This window comes from Jiella marina, from assembly GCF_024359545.1.
Taxonomy (GTDB): Bacteria; Pseudomonadota; Alphaproteobacteria; order Rhizobiales; family Rhizobiaceae; genus Jiella.
On record NZ_JAKQZG010000005.1, the window covers coordinates 50,204 to 66,571 of the forward strand.

General features: G+C 64.9%; 13 protein-coding genes. 4 read left to right on the forward strand and 9 right to left on the reverse strand.

Annotated features, from left to right (window positions below; all coding sequences use genetic code 11):
* Nucleotides 1-4: 4 nt before the first annotated feature.
* Nucleotides 5-2,161, reverse strand: coding sequence for an NHLP family bacteriocin export ABC transporter peptidase/permease/ATPase subunit (locus MF134_RS10470; RefSeq protein ID WP_255339403.1), 2,157 nt, complete (start codon nucleotides 2,159-2,161; stop codon nucleotides 5-7).
* Entirely contained in the window at nucleotides 2,158-3,411 is a 1,254-nt protein-coding gene (locus MF134_RS10475) for an NHLP bacteriocin system secretion protein (protein WP_255339404.1), read from the reverse strand. The genes MF134_RS10470 and MF134_RS10475 overlap by 4 nt, the downstream gene beginning before the upstream one ends.
* Before the next feature lie 358 nt (nucleotides 3,412-3,769).
* Between MF134_RS10475 and MF134_RS10480 the strand changes: the two genes are divergently transcribed.
* Both MF134_RS10480 and MF134_RS10485 read left to right on the forward strand, forming a co-directional pair.
* The gene (locus MF134_RS10480) at nucleotides 3,770-4,696 is read left to right on the forward strand and encodes a helix-turn-helix domain-containing protein (RefSeq protein WP_369695424.1); all 927 of its coding nucleotides are present in this window, start codon (nucleotides 3,770-3,772) and stop codon (nucleotides 4,694-4,696) included.
* A gap of 479 nt (nucleotides 4,697-5,175) precedes the next feature.
* On the forward strand, nucleotides 5,176-5,550 hold the full coding sequence (locus MF134_RS10485) for a nuclear transport factor 2 family protein (protein WP_255339405.1): 375 nt from the start codon (nucleotides 5,176-5,178) through the stop codon (nucleotides 5,548-5,550).
* Between the two features lie 685 nt (nucleotides 5,551-6,235).
* Here MF134_RS10485 and MF134_RS10490 read toward each other — a convergent pair.
* The 7 genes from MF134_RS10490 to MF134_RS10520 all read right to left on the reverse strand — a co-directional run bounded on the left by MF134_RS10490 (nucleotide 6,236) and on the right by MF134_RS10520 (nucleotide 12,155).
* Nucleotides 6,236-7,732 carry a sodium:solute symporter family protein gene (locus MF134_RS10490; RefSeq protein WP_255339406.1) on the reverse strand — a complete coding sequence of 499 codons (1,497 nt, stop codon included), beginning with the start codon at nucleotides 7,730-7,732 and terminating at the stop codon, nucleotides 6,236-6,238.
* The gene (locus MF134_RS10495; protein ID WP_255339407.1) at nucleotides 7,729-7,917 is read right to left on the reverse strand and encodes a hypothetical protein; all 189 of its coding nucleotides are present in this window, start codon (nucleotides 7,915-7,917) and stop codon (nucleotides 7,729-7,731) included. The genes MF134_RS10490 and MF134_RS10495 overlap by 4 nt, the downstream gene beginning before the upstream one ends.
* Before the next feature lie 161 nt (nucleotides 7,918-8,078).
* The gene (locus tag MF134_RS10500) at nucleotides 8,079-8,711 is read right to left on the reverse strand and encodes an isochorismatase family protein (RefSeq protein ID WP_255339408.1); all 633 of its coding nucleotides are present in this window, start codon (nucleotides 8,709-8,711) and stop codon (nucleotides 8,079-8,081) included.
* Between the two features lie 81 nt (nucleotides 8,712-8,792).
* Entirely contained in the window at nucleotides 8,793-9,824 is a 1,032-nt protein-coding gene (locus tag MF134_RS10505) for a M29 family metallopeptidase (RefSeq protein WP_255339409.1), read from the reverse strand.
* A 33-nt stretch (nucleotides 9,825-9,857) separates the two neighbouring features.
* Nucleotides 9,858-10,640 carry an alpha/beta fold hydrolase gene (locus MF134_RS10510; protein WP_304363720.1) on the reverse strand — a complete coding sequence of 261 codons (783 nt, stop codon included), beginning with the start codon at nucleotides 10,638-10,640 and terminating at the stop codon, nucleotides 9,858-9,860.
* A 38-nt stretch (nucleotides 10,641-10,678) separates the two neighbouring features.
* Nucleotides 10,679-11,428, reverse strand: a complete 750-nt coding sequence (locus tag MF134_RS10515; protein ID WP_457589972.1) for a maleate cis-trans isomerase family protein — start codon at nucleotides 11,426-11,428, stop codon at nucleotides 10,679-10,681.
* 280 nt (nucleotides 11,429-11,708) lie between these two features.
* Nucleotides 11,709-12,155 carry a MarR family winged helix-turn-helix transcriptional regulator gene (locus MF134_RS10520; protein ID WP_255339411.1) on the reverse strand — a complete coding sequence of 149 codons (447 nt, stop codon included), beginning with the start codon at nucleotides 12,153-12,155 and terminating at the stop codon, nucleotides 11,709-11,711.
* A gap of 212 nt (nucleotides 12,156-12,367) precedes the next feature.
* Between MF134_RS10520 and MF134_RS10525 the strand changes: the two genes are divergently transcribed.
* Together MF134_RS10525 and MF134_RS10530 are read left to right on the forward strand one after the other, a co-directional pair.
* Nucleotides 12,368-12,904: a (2Fe-2S)-binding protein gene (locus MF134_RS10525; protein ID WP_255339412.1), complete on the forward strand. Its 537-nt coding sequence runs from the start codon at nucleotides 12,368-12,370 to the stop codon at nucleotides 12,902-12,904.
* A complete protein-coding gene (locus MF134_RS10530) occupies nucleotides 12,901-16,353 on the forward strand; it encodes a molybdopterin cofactor-binding domain-containing protein (protein WP_255339413.1) in 3,453 nt (1,150 codons plus the stop codon). Before MF134_RS10525 ends, MF134_RS10530 begins: the two co-directional genes overlap by 4 nt.
* Nucleotides 16,354-16,368 lie beyond the last annotated feature (15 nt).

Genomic DNA, 16,368 nt, shown 5'->3' on the forward strand with positions numbered 1-16,368 from the left:
CCGGTCACTCCTGCGCCATCAGCGCGGCATAGGTGCCGGCGGCGGTCATCAGTTCGTCATGGCTGCCGCGCTCGACGACATGGCCACGCTCGAGCACGATGATCTCGTCGGCATCGCGAATGGTGGACAGGCGGTGGGCAACGATCAGGCAGGTGCAGCCGCGCCGGCGGATGTGCTCGTCGATCGCCTTCTCGGTGGTGGGGTCGAGCGCGCTTGTCGCCTCATCGAGGATCAGGATGCTCGGATTGCCGGAGAGCGCGCGGGCGATCTCGAGGCGCTGCGCCTGGCCGCCGCTGAAATTGCCACCGCCTTCCTCAACCTGCGCGTCGAGCGTGCCGGCGCGGGCCGAGACGGTCTCGAGGATCTCGCCGTCGCGCAGCGCCTCGACCAGCACGTCGTCCGGCACGGTCGCATCCCAGGCGCTCAGATTGTCGCGGACGGACCCGCCGAACAGGACGATCTCCTGACTCACCGAGGCGACCGAGCCCGTCAGCGTAGAGGCGGGAATCTCAGACAGTGGCACGCCGTCGAGCAGGATCTCGCCCGACCAGGGGCGGTAGAGACCGCTGACGAGCTTGGCGATGGTCGACTTGCCCGAGCCCGAGCCGCCGACCAGCGCGACGCGCGCGCCCGGCTGCAGCGTGAGATCGAAATTCTCGATGAGCGGGGCTTCGAGCGGCGTATAGCCGAAGGTCACGTTCTTGAGCTCGATGCGGCCCGTAAGCCGCGCGGGCGCCTGCGTATCCTCGACGGGTGCATAGCGCGGGTCGCGGGCGTGGCCGAACACGTCATCGGAGCGCGACAGGTCTGCCCCGAGCTCCTGGAAGCTGCCGCCGACGGCGACGAGGCTCTTCACCGGCCCCATGAAGCTCTGCACCAGCGCCTGGAAGGCGACGAGCGTGCCGATCGTCATCGATCCCTCGATGACCCGGTAGCCGCCGAATCCGAGGATCGCAGCGATCGTCAGCCCATCCAGCAGCGGCGGCAAGGCACTCGCGGTGACGCCATAGCCGCCGAGCCGCCGGAGATTGTTGAGGTGCTTCGCCTGAAAACCCGCCCAGCGCTCGAAATAGTCGTCCTCGGTGCCGGTCGCCTTCAGCGTCTCGATCGCCTGAATACCGGTCACGGAGGCGGCCTGGAAGCGGCCGAAATCCTGCTGCATGCGCAGGGCGGCATCGGCCCGGCGCCGCGAGAGTGCTTGGAATACCGCGACGTTGACGCCTGCGAGCGCGAGCGCCACGAGCGTCAGCCGCCAGTCGAAGCACGCCATGACCACGACGTAGAACGAGACGGTGATCATGTTCGCCAGGCTCTCGCCGAGCTGACCCGCCACAGCCCCTGCAATGCGGTCGTTGGCGTCGATCCGGTAGGAGATGTCGCCCGGATGGCGCTGGGTGAAGAACGACAGCGGAAGCCGCATGAGGTGCCAGACGAAGCGGGCGGACTCGGCCAGGGCGAGCTTCGTCTCCATCCTGAGGAGCAGGCTCTGGCGCAACCACGTGAGGAGCGCCGAAACGAAGGCGGTCACCGCCATCGCGGCGATCAGCGGACGCAGCCAGTCCTCGTGACCTTTCACCAGGATCTCGTCGATGAAGATCTTCGAGAAGCCGGGCACGAGGAGGCCGGGTACGACGAGGGTCAGGCTGATCAGCACGGCGAGCGTGATCGAGCTGCGCACCAGGCGCGCCCGCGGGGCAAGGCGCGAGAGGAGCCCCGGCGGCGGCGGATCGGCCTCGAACGCCTCGCCGGGCTCGATTTCGAGCATCACGCCGGTGAAGGCTTCGTCGAACTCCTCCAGGCTCACCGTGCGGGGTCCGACGGCCGGATCGTTCAGGTAGACGCGGTCGCGGTCGCACCCTTCCACGACGAGGAAATGGTTGAAATTCCAGAAGGCGATGAAGGGAAAGCGCGACGCCAGCGCGGTGGCGACCTCGGCTTTGCGTCCCCGCGCCTCGAAACCGTAGGTGCGGGCGGCAACCACGATGTTCTTCGCCTTGGACCCGTCGCGCGAGACGCCGCACGCCGCGCGCACCTCCTCCAGCGGCCTCCAGCGGCCGTACTGGGCCATCAGGCTCGTCAAGGCAGCGGCGCCGCACTCCACTGCCTCCATCTGAAGCACGGTCGGCGTGCGCACCCGCTTGCTCGCCTTGCCGGGCTTCACAGGCCGGCTCCCAGGAGCGACTTGAGGAACGGCAGGATCAGCGTGACGGGCGCCTGCTCGCGCACCGTGATGCTGGCGGAAGCGAGAGTGCCGGGCTCGACGGCGAAGTCGGGACCTTTGCCGCCGGTCCAGGCGAAACCCGACGCGGTCTCGGAATCGGCCGAGAGGCCCGCGCGCACCACGATCGGGGCGCCGTCGCGGGAAAACTCCTGCACCAGGCGGTCGTTGTGGAGCATGGCCTGGATCGCCGAGGAGGACATCGGCAGTTCCGAGACGCTCTCGACCGTTGCCGGGATCGTGCCGACCTCCTCCTTGTTCACGATGGAGGGCTCGACGTTCACGGTATCGCCGACCCTGATCCGTTTGCCCTCACGCGGGCTCACGAAGAGGAGGGCGTCGTCCTCGTCGTCATGCGAGACGATGCGGATGACCGGCGTGCCGGCGGCGACGACGTCGCCGAGCGAGGCAGAGATCTCGGTCACCGTCCCGTCGATCGGCGCATCGACCGTGCCGTGGAGCTTCAGAAGCTGCTTGAGGTCCTCGACCCGGTCACGGGCGACCTCGACCTCCTTTTCCTGCGCAACCGTCTGCCGGCGCCAGTCCTCGCGCAGGCGGTTCGCCTCACGATCGATGTCCAGCCCGGCGTAGCGAAGGCGGCTGATCTCCTCCTGGACCTTGGCGAGTTCGTCCTCGATGGTGATGACGCTGATCTTCTTGGTGTAACCCCGATCGAGGAGATCGCGGTTGGCGGCGAGGCGATCCTCGAGGACCTTTGCGCGATGCTCGCCATGGGCGAGCTTCTCGTCGATCGCCTCGCGCCGTCTGGCGTCGAAGCGACCGTTACGCGCGAGTTCCCCCTCGAACTGTTCGCGCAGCGTCGCGAGGCGGTCCTCGGCATGGGCGAGGGCCTCTTGCGCGCGGGTGAGTTTGGCCTGGGCGACATCCTGCTTCAACAGCGCAAGAGCCTCGCCCTTACGAACGCGCGCGCCGATCTCGACAAGGATTTCCATGAGCTGACCGTCACCCTCGGCGGCAGCCGAGAAGATTTCGCTGCCATGACTCAGAAGGATGCCGTCGGCCTGGATGCGGGTCGGCACCTTGCCGAGAAAGCCCCAGCCCACGGCCGCGACGACCACCGCCGCGGTCGCCGAGAAGGCGACCCAATGTCTGGGCGATGCCGCCACCAGCGCCTCGTCGAGACGTTCCGGGGATGCGATGCGCTTGAGTGCCTGTTCTCTGAAGATCGTCATGGGGGCGCGGTTCAATAGGTTCTGTTTCGGCCCTGATAATGCCGGTTCACCTCCTACTAAGACCCGTCCGATACTTTGCAGGCCGTCCCGCGAACTGTGCAGATCGTCCCGACTGTTCGACTGCGGACCCCGCGGGCTTTCGTTTTCCTCTTGCCAAGTCTAGGCAAGTGGAGAGTTTGCGACCAAACGAGGAAGAAGACGGCCGTCGTCGCCATCCAGAGGATCCAGCTTGCCGAGCGATGAATACACAACCGCCCACGCGACCGTAGCGGCCCCGCATTCCGTGTTCTCCGTGCAGGCGGTTTCGCCTCGAGAGCGGTTCGCGTTCTGGAAGGAAAGCATCGCCTGCGTCTTCGACGTGGAGGCGGACCCGGATGTGCGGGGCCACGATTTCTCGGCAGAACTCGAGGCGACGCTCCTCGGTGACATGATGCTGGCCCGCACGACGACGCTCGGCCAGTCGTGGCGCCGCTCCGCTTCGACGATCGCGCGCGACGGCATGGACCATTACATGATCCAGCTCTTCGTCGAAGGCGGCATGGAGACCGATCACCGTAACGGCAGCGCCTCCGTCGGGGAGAGGTCGCTCGTGGTGTTCGACCTGTCGCAGGAGGTCGCCAGCCAGACCTCGCGGTTCACCAACCTGTCGCTGATCATTCCGAGAGGCAGCCTAGTCGATGCGCTCAACATGCCCGACGATCAGCACATGCGCGTGCTGCCCGGCCGGAATCCGCTCGTGGGCATGCTGATCGACCATATGATGAGCCTGGAGCGCGTGAGGACGTCCGTTTCCGTTCCGCAAGCCCGTGAGATCAGTGCCGCTACCACTTCTCTGGTCGCCGCCTGCCTCAACGGGGCGATGGAAGGCAGAACTCAGGGAAAGGAAGGTTCAGCCGCGGCTCAGATCATCCTGGTCAAGCGGCTGATCGAACGGCATCTCGGCGACTCAGCTTTTTCCGTTGCGCAGATCTGCCAAATGGCCGGGATCTCGCGCACGAAGCTCTACTCGCTCTTCGAGCCGCTCGGCGGGGTCACGGGATATGTCAGGGAGCGCCGTTTGCGCAGGGCGCTGTCAGCTCTCACCGAACCCCGCAACCAGTATCGCCCGATTTACGAGATCGCCGCAGGCTGCGGCTTCACCAACGAAAGCGCCTTCAGCCGGGCCTTCCGGCAACGTTTCGGCTTCTCCCCCCGCGAGGCCCGGCAGCAGGGCAACAGTGCACTCGCCACGCCGGGAGGCATGCTCGATGACCGCCGCTACGAGCACTGGCTGCACCACCTTTGATCGCATCGCGATGCGGAGTCCGCTTTCAGCAGCGACAGTCGTTGGAACTCCCAGTCCCTTTCCGGCCTATCCTGACCGCCCCGCTTTATGACTTGCACGAGGGGGAAGGGAGATGGGGAGGTCCCCGAAACGCGACCGATTCCTGCCGATGGATTTCGGCAAGATTTGGGTTTGATCCGCGCTCGCTTTTCGTGTGGGGCAAGGAGTACAGCGTTAAGCCCTGCAACTGCCGTGACCGTCCCGAATGGTCCGGGCTGTAGCTGAACTCGGCCGTCACGATCGAGCCGTGTGTGGCTGCCCCGGAGGCAGGCGTAACGAGCGCGTAGCAATTTCAGCCGGCCATCTGCTGAAGCAACGACAGTGAGAATTGCATGGCGCGTTGTCCCTTCCGATTGTAACCTTCCCGGAAACGATGAAGGGAGGAATTCATGGCCGACAGCGAGCGTGTTGCGATCCTGAAACATGCCTATCGATGCTAGGTGGACTGTTGCGGCGCCGACCGAAACGTTTGGCTCGATTTTGCCGCCGATGAACCGGTCTTCCATTCCCTGCAGACAGAGAAATCCGCGCATCCCGTGGCGATTGCGGACGTCTACCGCGGCCGCGAGGGGATCGGTGCCTATTTCGATGCAATGGAGAGGGACTGGGAACCTCTCTCCTATGATCCGCAGACCTTCATCGAACAGGGGGACGAAGTCGCCGTGTTCTCGATCGTGAAGGTTCGCGCGAAGGCGACCGGCAAGATCGCCCACACCTGGGTCAGCCACTGGTGGACCTTCGAGGGCAATCGTTTCAGGAAAGCGGTCGAGGTCTTCGACGGCACCAAGGCCTTGATGGCGATGACGCCGGACTGAAGCGAGCACATGCAACGGCCGCGATGAAGTCGTGTCTCATCGAGGACAGATTCGACCGCTTCGGCCCGCGGAGCGAGGGCTTGGCACTCATGATCGGCATGTGCCGTGACAGGAGATCATTCCCGGTTCGATACGATTTGAATTGCTTCATCGCATAGGTTGATCTTACCTAAGGGTAAAATCAATCTATGGAGGAGGTGGTGATCGATGGACCGGATTGGCCTGACGGGCGAGGAGCTGTCACTTCTCCTGCGGTTATGCGACCACAAGGGCATCCTGCATATCCTGCCGTCGCACATCGCTGACGAATTGTCCTCTCTCGGCCTCGTCGAACCCAGCCGTGGCGCTTTCATGATCAGTGAGGATGGCAGGCAATTCGTTCGGGCTCTGGCGCGGGGTCAACGAGCTTCTTCTCGACGGCTGCGTCGTTCTGCTGACCTATCGGGCCGGACCGCACCGGGTCTGCCGAAGACATCGGCGTGAGCCCTCGCGGCGAACGGGGGCCGCGTAGTTCGAGCGGGGGGAGAATCGTGGCGCCGCCGGCCGCGATCCCCGACTTTCGGGATTACGCGGCCGGCGGCACTGCTACCCTCGGGCAGATGGCCCGACTCGATGCTCGGCCGAGCGGGTTCAACGCGGAGCGCCCGATGAGGCGCTTCTTATGAAGATGCCCAGCGAGGTCTGCTCACCCTCCGTGTGCCACGGCGTTCCGCGGCGGGTTGCGCCGAAGGAACGAGTCGGCAGCGGTCATGAACCCTTCCGCGAGATCCTCGTTCGGCTTGGTCGCGAGGCTCGCCCCGATGAAGAGGATGGCGGCGACCGGCAAACCGAGAATGCCGGCGTTCAGTCCGAAAAGCGAATTGCCCGTCAGATACATCGCGACGACGAAGATGCCGCCGCCGACGATGGAAACGAGCGCCCCCGCCGCCGTGCCTCTTTTCCAGAAGAAGGCGCCGACGATCGCCGGAACGATCACCACGAGGCCCGTCGAGGCGGCGACGGCGAGGACCGCGATCAGGCTGAACTCCATGGCCGCGAAGCCGAGTGCGATCAGCGAGATGATCGGGATGATCACCTTTCCAATCGTCAGCTGGTGGCGATCATCCGTGCCGGTGGCGACATTGGCGTAGACATCCCGGGCGACCATCGATGACAAAGTCAGGAGGATCGAGTCGATCGTCGAGACGGCGGCCGCGAGGATGCCGATCATGACGATCACACCGAGCACCGGCGGCACGAAGTCGGATGCGAGCAGGGTCGAGGTGGCAAGATCGGCCCGCTCGAGATCCGGGAAGGCGACATAGGCCGAAAAGCCCCAGAGAACCGACACGAGCGTGTAGATCAGCCCAAAGAACAGGAAGATCATCAGCATCCGCCGCAGCGCGCCGAGCGAGGCGGGCATGAAGAGGCGCTGGGAGACCTGCGGGTTGGAGATCGAGAAGAAGAACCAGGGGATCGTCAGCCCGAGGAAGGTGGTGAAGGAGAAGAGACCGGGGCCCGGGACCGTCAGCATCGCCGGATTGCGTTCCGCAACCGCGTCGAACAGCGCCGAGAAGCCGCCGAGCTCGGCGACCACGAAGCCGACCACGGCCACGGAGGCGACGATCATGACGAGGGCCTGCAGACTGTCCGTCCACATCACCGAGCGAATGCCGGCGATGTAGGAGAAGGCGATCGCCAGGATCGTCGCGACGACGATGCCCATGCCGAACGAGATGACGCCGCCGCTCATGCCGGAGAGCAGATAGCCGACGCCGGCGAGCTGCACGGCCGAATAGGGGATGAGAAAGATGCAGCTCGCGATGGCTGCCGCCATCGCCACCCAGCGGCTGCCATAGCGTGCGCCCAGCATTTCGGACGGCGTGACGAAACCGTATTTCTTGCCGACGGCCCAGAAGCGCGGCCCGAAGATCGCGACCAGCGAGACACCGGCGAAGTAGACGATCTCGAAGCCGAGTGCGCCGACGCCGCCCTTGTAGGTGAGGCCGGCGAGGCCGACCATCATGAAGGCCGAATAGGTGGTGGCGGAGTAGGAGAGGGCGGAGACCAGGCCGCCCATCGAGCGCCCGCCGATGAAGTACTCCGACATGGTCGAGGATTCGCCGGCCCGCGACATGTAGGCGACGACGACGGAGGCGACGATGTAGATCGCGACGCCGACGAGGATCAGAGTGACGCTCAACGGTCTTCTCCCCCGAAATTGGCGGTGGCCATGGCATTCAATGCGATGACGACGACCCCTGCGAGGGTCCAGAACAGGAAGGCTCCCTCCCAGCTGGCGACGTCGCCGAGCATGCCATAGGGCACGAAATAACAGGCGAGGATCAAAAGCCCCATCAGGCCAAGACTGAGTTTCCGCAAAGACATTCCTCTCTCTCAAAGGCGTTGCAGGTATTCGATGACAACAGATCTCCGGCGCCGGGAGCGAGGCTGCCTGTCCGGGAACAGGCGTCTCGACCAATGACGGTGCGCGATTTCAATCATGGTCCGGACGTCTGCAGCCGCGGGCTGCGACCCGGATGGTCAGCCTAACGGCGGTTCGCCACGCTCTTCAGCCAGGCGAGAATATCTTCGCTGTCGGTCACGTCGGCGTATTTCTGGCCCATGTCATAGAGATTGGCGTCGTGGGGCGCCTTCGCCCGGTCGGCGCAGCAATCTGCCGGAACGAGCGTGTTGAAGCCGGACTGGACCGCATCGACGACGCTGGCTCTGACGCAGCCGGACGTGGTTGCGCCGGTGACGACGAGCGTGTCGACGCCCGCGCCGGTCAGGATCGCCGCAAGGTTGGTGCCGAAGAACGCCGAGGCCCCGTGCTTGACGATGAGGGCGTCCTCTTCGGTCATCCCGCAGGCTTCGTCGATCTCGACGAGCCGGGTGCCGACCTTCAGAGCCGCCATGCCGGTCGCCTTCTTCAGCCAGGGCAGGCTCTTTGCCTCGAGCGGCGTGTAGGCGATCGTCGTGTAGATCACCGGCATGCCGGCCTGCCGTGCGAAATCCGTGAGCCTGCGCGTCGCGGCGATTTCGGCGCTCATGTCGGTGGCCGTCGGATATTGGGTGTCGGTGAAGCCGTAGCTGTAGTCGACGACGAGGATCGCGGGCTTGTCGCCGCGTGGCACGCTCGCACCGAAGCCGGCATCCTTGTAGACGGTTTCCTGGGTCATGCGGCTTTCCGGCGGTTTGTCGAAGACGACGAGTGACAGCCGCGGCTCGTCTCGAGCCGCGGCAGCAGAAGGCAGAAACGCTCAGTGGCGCTCCATCTGCATTTCCTTCACGACGATGTCGCCGTCGACGACGATCGGCTCGTCGTCCAAGAAGAGCGAGCAATTGCGCATCGGAATGTCGAGATGGCAGGCGGTGTCGTTCGGGCCGCCGAGCTCGTTGTTCGGGCCGGTGGAGAACATCACATTGCCGTAGAAGGAGCGCGGCTCCATGCCCATGCCGCCGGGGAACTCGCCCGGCACCATACGATGCCATTTGGCATGCGGGTTCATGCCCCAGCCGACATGGCTCATGCCGAGCCCGCGCTTGTCGTTGAAGCCGGCCATGTAGCTCTTCACCAGCTCCGCATCGAGCCCGCCGCGAATGTCGGTGATCCAGCCCTTTTCGATGGTGTAGGTGATCGGATCGCGGACATACATGTTCTGCGGCAGGAGGATGTCCCCCGGCGCAACCACGATCTGGCCGTCGACGCCGTCGTCGTCACCCCCGGTGAAGACGAAGCCGGACGGCCAGTGGTCCCAGCGTCCCGGCTCGTCGGTGCAGGCGTATTCCGTCATCGTCGGATAGGTGTTGAGCTTGTAGGTGACGTCGGTCCCGTGCGGCGAGGTGATCCGCATGACCTTTGCCTTCGACAGGATCTCCCCGCCGATCTCGACCTTTTCCCGGATCTCCTTCGTCGGGAGCATGCGGGCGAGGAGTTCCGGCGGCTCGACGGCGGTCAGGATGCGGGTGCCGGCCGCCTGGATCGCCATCTGCTCGGGCGAGAACAGGAGGAAGATGCAGTCGATGAGCATGTCGGCCTTCTTCAGGGCCTCGACCGCATCGGGCATGGCGGCTAGACCGGTCTGACCGACCGCCCAGGCGCCCGTCGGCGGAACCGCAGGAAGCCGCATGTGGTACATCTTGGCGCCGAGCCGCTGGCCCGCCGCCATGAAGGCATCGGCATAGTCGAGACGTTCGGAGCCCTGTGTCAGGACGACGAGCTTCTCGCCCTCATGGACGCCCGACATCTTCAGCTGATGCAGGCAGATCTCGGTGAAGCTGAACTGATCCATTCGTTGTCCTTTCCCTGTTGATCTGGCCGCGGCTCAGGCCGAGAAGTCCATGACGGCTTCGAGGAAGCCGTCGAAATTGTCCCACGGAATCATGTGGCCCGCACCCTCGACGGTGCGCACTTCGATCGCTGGAGCGAGCTCTCGGATCTCGGCGACGTCCTCGTCCTGGATGACCGGCGCGGCGCCGGCGACGACGAGGCGCATCGGCAGCTTCAGATGGGGCAGGTCCTGGTGGATGTCGTCGGTGTGAAAGCCCTTGAACGCCGTATCGATCGCGTCGAGCTGGCAGGTGTGCAGCCATTCGGCGCGCAGGGCACGCTGCTCTTCGCTCCAGGTCGGGCAGTATTCCTTCATGTCCTCGGCCGAGCAGCCTTTTTCGGCCATCAGGATGGAATTCTCGTACCACGGCCATTTCGAGGGATATTCGCGCCGCCCAGGACCCGAGACCGGCGGATCGACCAGGACGAGACCTGCAAAGGCATCGGGGGCAAGGCGCGCTGCACGGATGGCGTTCCGTGCACCCATGGAATGGCCAAGCAGGATCGGCTTGCCGAGGCCGGCGGCCTTGGAAACCTCGATCGCGTCCCTGGCCATGGCATCCAGCGAATAGTCGAGCTCGCCGGCCTGGGAGAGGCCGCGGCCGCGCACGTCGAGCACATGGACGTCGAAGCGCTCGGCCAGCCTTTCGGCGACGAAGCCCCAGGTGATCGCCGGCGAGGTGATGCCAGGGATGAGCAACATGGTCGGTCCGCTGCCCGGATAGTGGATCAGGTGCTGGCGAATTCCGTTGGCGTGAACGTTGTAGCCGAGGGCCATTTTCGTTCCTCCTTCAATCATTTCGTCGCGGTCGCGGCTCAGTAGAGCCCCGAGAGCAGCGTCCCGCCGCCTGGCACACGGGTGTCGAGGTCGAGCGCCTTGAGCATCGACCAGGTCGTTGCGATCGCGGCGGTGAGGACCGGCTTGCCGGTCATCGCTTCAACCATCGAAACGGCGGCAAGCGAGGGCATCTGGACGCAGGCCGAAAGGACGATCGCATCGACGTCGCCGACTTCGAGCTCGGACACGATGCCGGGAAGCTTCGCGGTGTCGTGGGCCGCGACGGCGAGATTGTCGGAGATCTCCAGCGCACGGGAGGTCGAGACCTCGATGCCCTCATTGGCGATATAGTCGACGACCATGGCGGTCAGCGGCTTCATATACGGGGCGACGACGGCGACCTTCTTTGCGCCGACCGCCTTGATGCCCTCGCAAAGCGCGCCGGCGGAGGTCACCACCGGAGCCGGATTGCCGTTGTCGACCGTCACCTGGTGCAGCCGCTTGGCCGACTCGTTGTGATAGCCATGGCCCATCGACATGATGGCGACAAGGCAGGCATAGCCCATCACGTCGACGCGAGCGTCGGACAGTTCCAGCGCACAGCGGTCGCTCTGACCATCCATGGCGGCCAGTTCATCCTTGGTCACGTGCTTCATGCGCATGCGCGACGAGTGGTACGTGAAACGCTCCGGCGCGACCGTCTCGCGCAGACGCAGGAGAGCGGGAATTTCCGTCTCCATCGTGACATTGGAACTGGGGACGATCTGGCCGATGCGGATCGTTGCCATGGGCGAAACCTCATTCATTTGATGGTCCCCATGGTATGACAATTGTTTGTATAGAAACAAGTTCTTCGGGCGAGTTTTTTGGAAATTCAGTGATTTCAGCGGCCTATAGGCTTGGCTGCACGCCTCAGTCGCGCGCTCCGCGGGCGGTTGCACGATTTTTAGGCAAGTCGATCAGGTCTGGGTCGGGCGTCCGGCACCACCGCCACCACTCAATCGGCACTCTCGGGGTGGGGCGAAATCCGAACAGGAGGAGCCTTCGCGTCCGTTGGGCTCGATATGCTCAGGCCAGTTTGGCGAGGAGACGCAGAAGCGTCTCGCGCTCGGACTGGGTGAGGGGTTCGAGCGTCGTTTCGGTAATGCCCTTCACCACCGGGATCGCCTCACGGATCAGCGCGCGGCCCTTTTCCGTCGAATGCAGCAGATAGCGGCGCTTGTCGTCGGGATCGCGTTCGGTCGTGACGAGTCCGTGCTTCTCCAGTCGCGAGATCACGCCCTTGGTGGTGGCCGCATCCATGGCGACGAGCCGTCCCAGCGCATTCTGGGAGATCGGTCCCGGTTCGGCGAAGAGTCGGAACAGGGTCGAAAACTGGGTGGGCGTGAGCCCGCCGATCATCGACTTGGCGAAAATCGTCATGTGCCGCTGATAGGCCTTGCGCAGAAGGAAGCCGATCTGCTCGTCAAGCACGTAGCCAAGAAACGGTTCCTCTCCACCACTGCCGTCTGCCACGCTCTCAGGCCCTTTTCTTGATCTTGTTCCGGTGCGCTGGTTGCCACGTTCGGGGATGGCCGGCAAGCAGGCCTTCCGTTGCATGCGTACCGGCACTTCGCCGAAACGGCCTTGGAAGGGTTTTCATCGAGAATTCGTTTGTATACAAGTGAAATTTGGTACCAAATTCGGCTCCACGCGGCGGAAAGCAACCGGCAGGGTGACGCTCCAGAATGGATTGTTCGATCGAGATCCTCATGAACGGCAGGCCTCAGACGCTTGTCGTCGACGCGCACCGGACGCTCCTCGACGTGCTGAGATCCGATCTCGCGATCACCAGTCCGAAATATGGCTGCGGCTTGGCTCAGTGCGGCTCCTGCACGGTTTTGATCGACGGGGCGCCGGCCAGAAGCTGCGTAATGCGTGCCGCCAAGGCCAATGGCGCTGCGATCACGACGCTCGAAGGCCTTGCACACGCGCAGACCGGCGAACTCCATCCGGTTCAAAGGGGCTTCGTCGAAGCGGTCGGTGCCCAGTGCGGCTATTGCCTCAACGGGATGGTGATGACGGCGATCGCGCTTCTCAGGGAAAACCCGAATCCGGACGAAGGGGATGTGCGAGCGGCCCTGCGCCACAATCTCTGTCGCTGTGGAACCCACAAGGAAATCGTCGCCTCCGTGATGCGCGCTGCCGAGCTAATGCGTGAAGAGGCGCAAGCGCAGACGAGCCCCGACGGAACGTCTTCTGCGGGCGAAGGAGCCTCCGCGTGAGCGGCGATTACGGGCGCATACTGGTCTTTCGCGACGAGGCCGGCCCGCGGGAAGTCTTTCTTTCCTTCGACACGTCCGGAGTCGCCATCGGCTTCAACGGTCATGTCGACCTCGGGACGGGCATAGAAACCGCCTTGTCGCAGATCGTCGCGGAGGAACTCGATCTGCCGCTGGATCGGGTCCGCATGGTGCTCGGCGACACGGAAAAGACGCCGAACCAGGGCCCGACAATCGCCTCGGAAACCATTCAGATCACCGCTGTACCGCTCCGCCATGCAAGCGCCCAGATCCGCCGGGAACTCGCGATCCGGGGCGCGCGGCGTCTGAATGCGCCGGCGGCGCGGGTGACCCTCGAAGATGGCGAGGTGCGCTGGAAGGACACGCATGTCCCCTATGAGAGCCTGATCGCCGGCGAGGAGATCGCCCTCAGGCTCGACACCGAAACGCCGGTAAAGAATCCGAAGGACTACAAGATCGTCGGCCAGTCGGCGGCGCGCGTGGACCTGCCGGCGAAGGTGACCGGTCGCTATCCTTATGTCCACGACGTCTTCGTCGAGGGGATGCTCCACGGCCATGTGATCCGTCCGCCCTATGCCGGCCGCGACAGTGGTGCCTTCATTGGCAAGAGCCTGGTGTCCTTCGACGAGGCCGCCGTGGGCCACATGCCGGGTTTCGTTGCCGTGGTGCACCGGGGCGACTTCCTCGGCGTGGTCGCGGAGCGGGCCGACCAGGCGGAGGCGATCGCCGAGGCGCTGCCGGTGGAATGGCTGATGCCGCCGGATCTGCCGGACATGACGAGTATCGCCGATACCGTCAGAAGCCAGCCCGCGACGCCGCGCAACTGTGACAGCACCGGCGATTTCGCGCGGGGCATCGGCGAGTGCGACGTCCGGCTGACGCGCAGCTACGTCTGGCCCTATCACATGCACGGCTCGATCGGCCCGTCCTGCTCCATCGCCGACTGGAATGCGGGCGAGCCGATCGTCTGGTCGGGCACGCAGAACCCGCACATGCTGCGCGCCGACCTCGCCAATCTGATGCAGATCGACGAGACCCTGATCGACATTCGTCGCTATCAGGCCGCCGGCTGCTATGGCCGCAATTGCGCCGACGACGTCTGCGGCGATGCGCTGCTGCTGTCGCAGGCCGTCGGCCGTCCGGTGCGGGTCCAGCTCACGCGCACGCAGGAACATCTCTGGGAACCGAAGGGTGCGGCTCAGGTGATGGACGTCGAGGGCGGACTGCTGGGCGGCCGCTTCCACGCCTACAGCATGGACAGCTGGTATCCCTCCAATCGCGGGCCCAACCTTGCCCTGCTTCTCACCGGCCGGATCACGCCCGAGCCGCGGCCATCGGATATGGGCGACAGGACGATCATCCCGCCCTACGCCATCCCCCACAAGGCGATCACCGTTCACGACATGGCGCCGATCGTGCGCGCCGCCTGGATGCGCGGCGTCTCGGCTCTGCCGAACACCTTCGCCCATGAATGCTTCGTCGACGAATTGGCCTTTGCGGCGGGGAGAGACCCTGTCGCCTTCCGGCTTGACCACATCGACGATCCGCGCACCGCGCATCTCATTCGCGAATGCGCCGAACGGGGCGGCTGGGAAGAGCGCAGCGAACCGCGAAAGCGGCGCGAGGGGCGCATGGCCTACGGCCAGGGCTTTGCCTTCGCGACCTATGTCCATGGCGCATTTCCCGGAACGGCGGCAGCGGCTTCGGCCTGGGTCTGCGATGTCGCGGTCGACATGGAGACGGGCGAGGTCTCGCTGACCCGTGTCTTCGTCGCCCAGGATCAGGGCCTCGTCATCAATCCCGACGGCGTGCGCCACCAGATCCATGGCAACGTCAACCAGACCGCCAGCCGCGTTCTCAAGGAAGAACTCAGTTTCGACGAGATCGCCGTCACGCCGAAGAGCTGGGCGACCTATCCGCTGCAGACCTTTCCCGAGGCGCCGGCGATCGAGACCATGCTGGTCGAACGATCGGGCGATCCGGCACTCGGTGTCGGCGAGAGCGCGGCGGTACCGGCGGCGGCAGCCATCGCCAATGCGATCTTCGACGCGACCGGCGTGCGCATGCGCGAGGCGCCGTTCACGCCGGAGAAGATGCGGGCAGCGCTGGGAATCTCGGCGTCCCGGCCCGCTCTCGTCGGTCCCGTAGCGAAGACCGGTTGGCGTGACAGGCTGGGGGGCAAGGGGCTTTCGAAGAGGTTCGGTCTGGCGGCCTTGCTTGGCGGCTCGCTGACCGCGGGAGCGCTGGCGCTGCCCATCCATCGCGCGATCCCGCCCGCGGCAGCCCCGCAAGCATCCAGCTTTTCTTCGGACATTCTCGCCAGAGGCAGGGAGGTCTTTGCCGCCGGCAACTGCGCCGACTGCCACACCGTCAAGGGCGGTGCGGCGAATGCCGGCGGCCTTGCCATGGAAACCCCCTTCGGCACGATCTATACGTCCAATATCACGCCGGATCCGAAGACGGGGCTCGGCGAATGGAGTTTTGCGGCCTTCGACCGAGCCATGCGCAAGGGCGTCTCGCGGGATGGCACCAGCCTCTATCCGGCCTTTCCCTACACGTCCTTTGCCAAGATGAGCGGCGACGACATGTTCGCTCTCTACGCCTTTCTTCAGACCCTGGAACCCGTCGAGCAGGAAACGCCGAAGGCCGCGATGGCGGTGCCCTTCAATCTGCGGCCGCTCAACGCCGTCTGGAAGGCCGTCTATCACGACGAGACGCAACTCGCGCCCGACGCGGAGAAGAGCCCCGCCTGGAACCGCGGACGCTATCTGGTCCAGGCGACCGGCCATTGCAGCGCCTGCCACTCGCCGCGCAACGCGCTCGGGGCCGAGAAGGGCGGGGCGGCCGCGCTGTCCGGAGCGCCGGTCAAAGGGTGGTACGCGCCGGCCATCGCGGGAGAGAAGGCCGCGAGCTTCGGCTGGAGCGAAGAGAGCTTCTATCAGTATCTGAGAACGGGGGTCGCTGGCGATCTCGCCGCGGCGGCCGGTCCGATGGCCGAGGTCGTTTCCAATCTCAGGGAACTGCCCGATTCCGACATTCGGGCCATGGCGACCTATCTCGCCTCGATGCAAACGGGTCAGGCGGAGGCCTTGCCCGTCAATGCCGCTGCCGCCGTGGCGTCTCCCGACGATCCCGCGACCGAAGCGCCCCCTCTGGACGGCGTGCATCGGCTGTTCGAAAGCGCTTGTGCCGTTTGCCATGAGCCGGCGATCGGTGGTCTCGCGACCGCCGCTCAGGTGCCGCTGTCACGCAGTCCGGCGGTGCGATCGCAGAACGACGAAGCCCTGCGCACCGTCATCCGCGAGGGCATCGAAGCACCCTTGAACCTGAAGACCCGCGACATGCCGGGTTTCGGCAAGGAACTCACCGAAGCTCAGATCGACGCGCTTGCGCGCTACGTTCGGGCCCGTTACGGGGCGGCCGCACCATGAAGCTTGCTGGCGGGA

Coding starts and splice junctions, on each gene's coding strand:
- MF134_RS10475 (WP_255339404.1), bottom strand. CDS start 3,411: ATGACGATCTTCAGAGAACAGGCACTCAAGCGCATCGCATCCCCGGAA.
- MF134_RS10500 (WP_255339408.1), bottom strand. CDS start 8,711: ATGACCCAGGAAACCGTCTACAAGGATGCCGGCTTCGGTGCGAGCGTG.
- MF134_RS10515 (WP_457589972.1), bottom strand. CDS start 11,428: ATGGCAACGATCCGCATCGGCCAGATCGTCCCCAGTTCCAATGTCACG.
- MF134_RS10510 (WP_304363720.1), bottom strand. CDS start 10,640: ATGGCCCTCGGCTACAACGTTCACGCCAACGGAATTCGCCAGCACCTG.
- MF134_RS10505 (WP_255339409.1), bottom strand. CDS start 9,824: ATGGATCAGTTCAGCTTCACCGAGATCTGCCTGCATCAGCTGAAGATG.
- MF134_RS10525 (WP_255339412.1), top strand. CDS start 12,368: ATGGATTGTTCGATCGAGATCCTCATGAACGGCAGGCCTCAGACGCTT.
- MF134_RS10495 (WP_255339407.1), bottom strand. CDS start 7,917: ATGTCTTTGCGGAAACTCAGTCTTGGCCTGATGGGGCTTTTGATCCTC.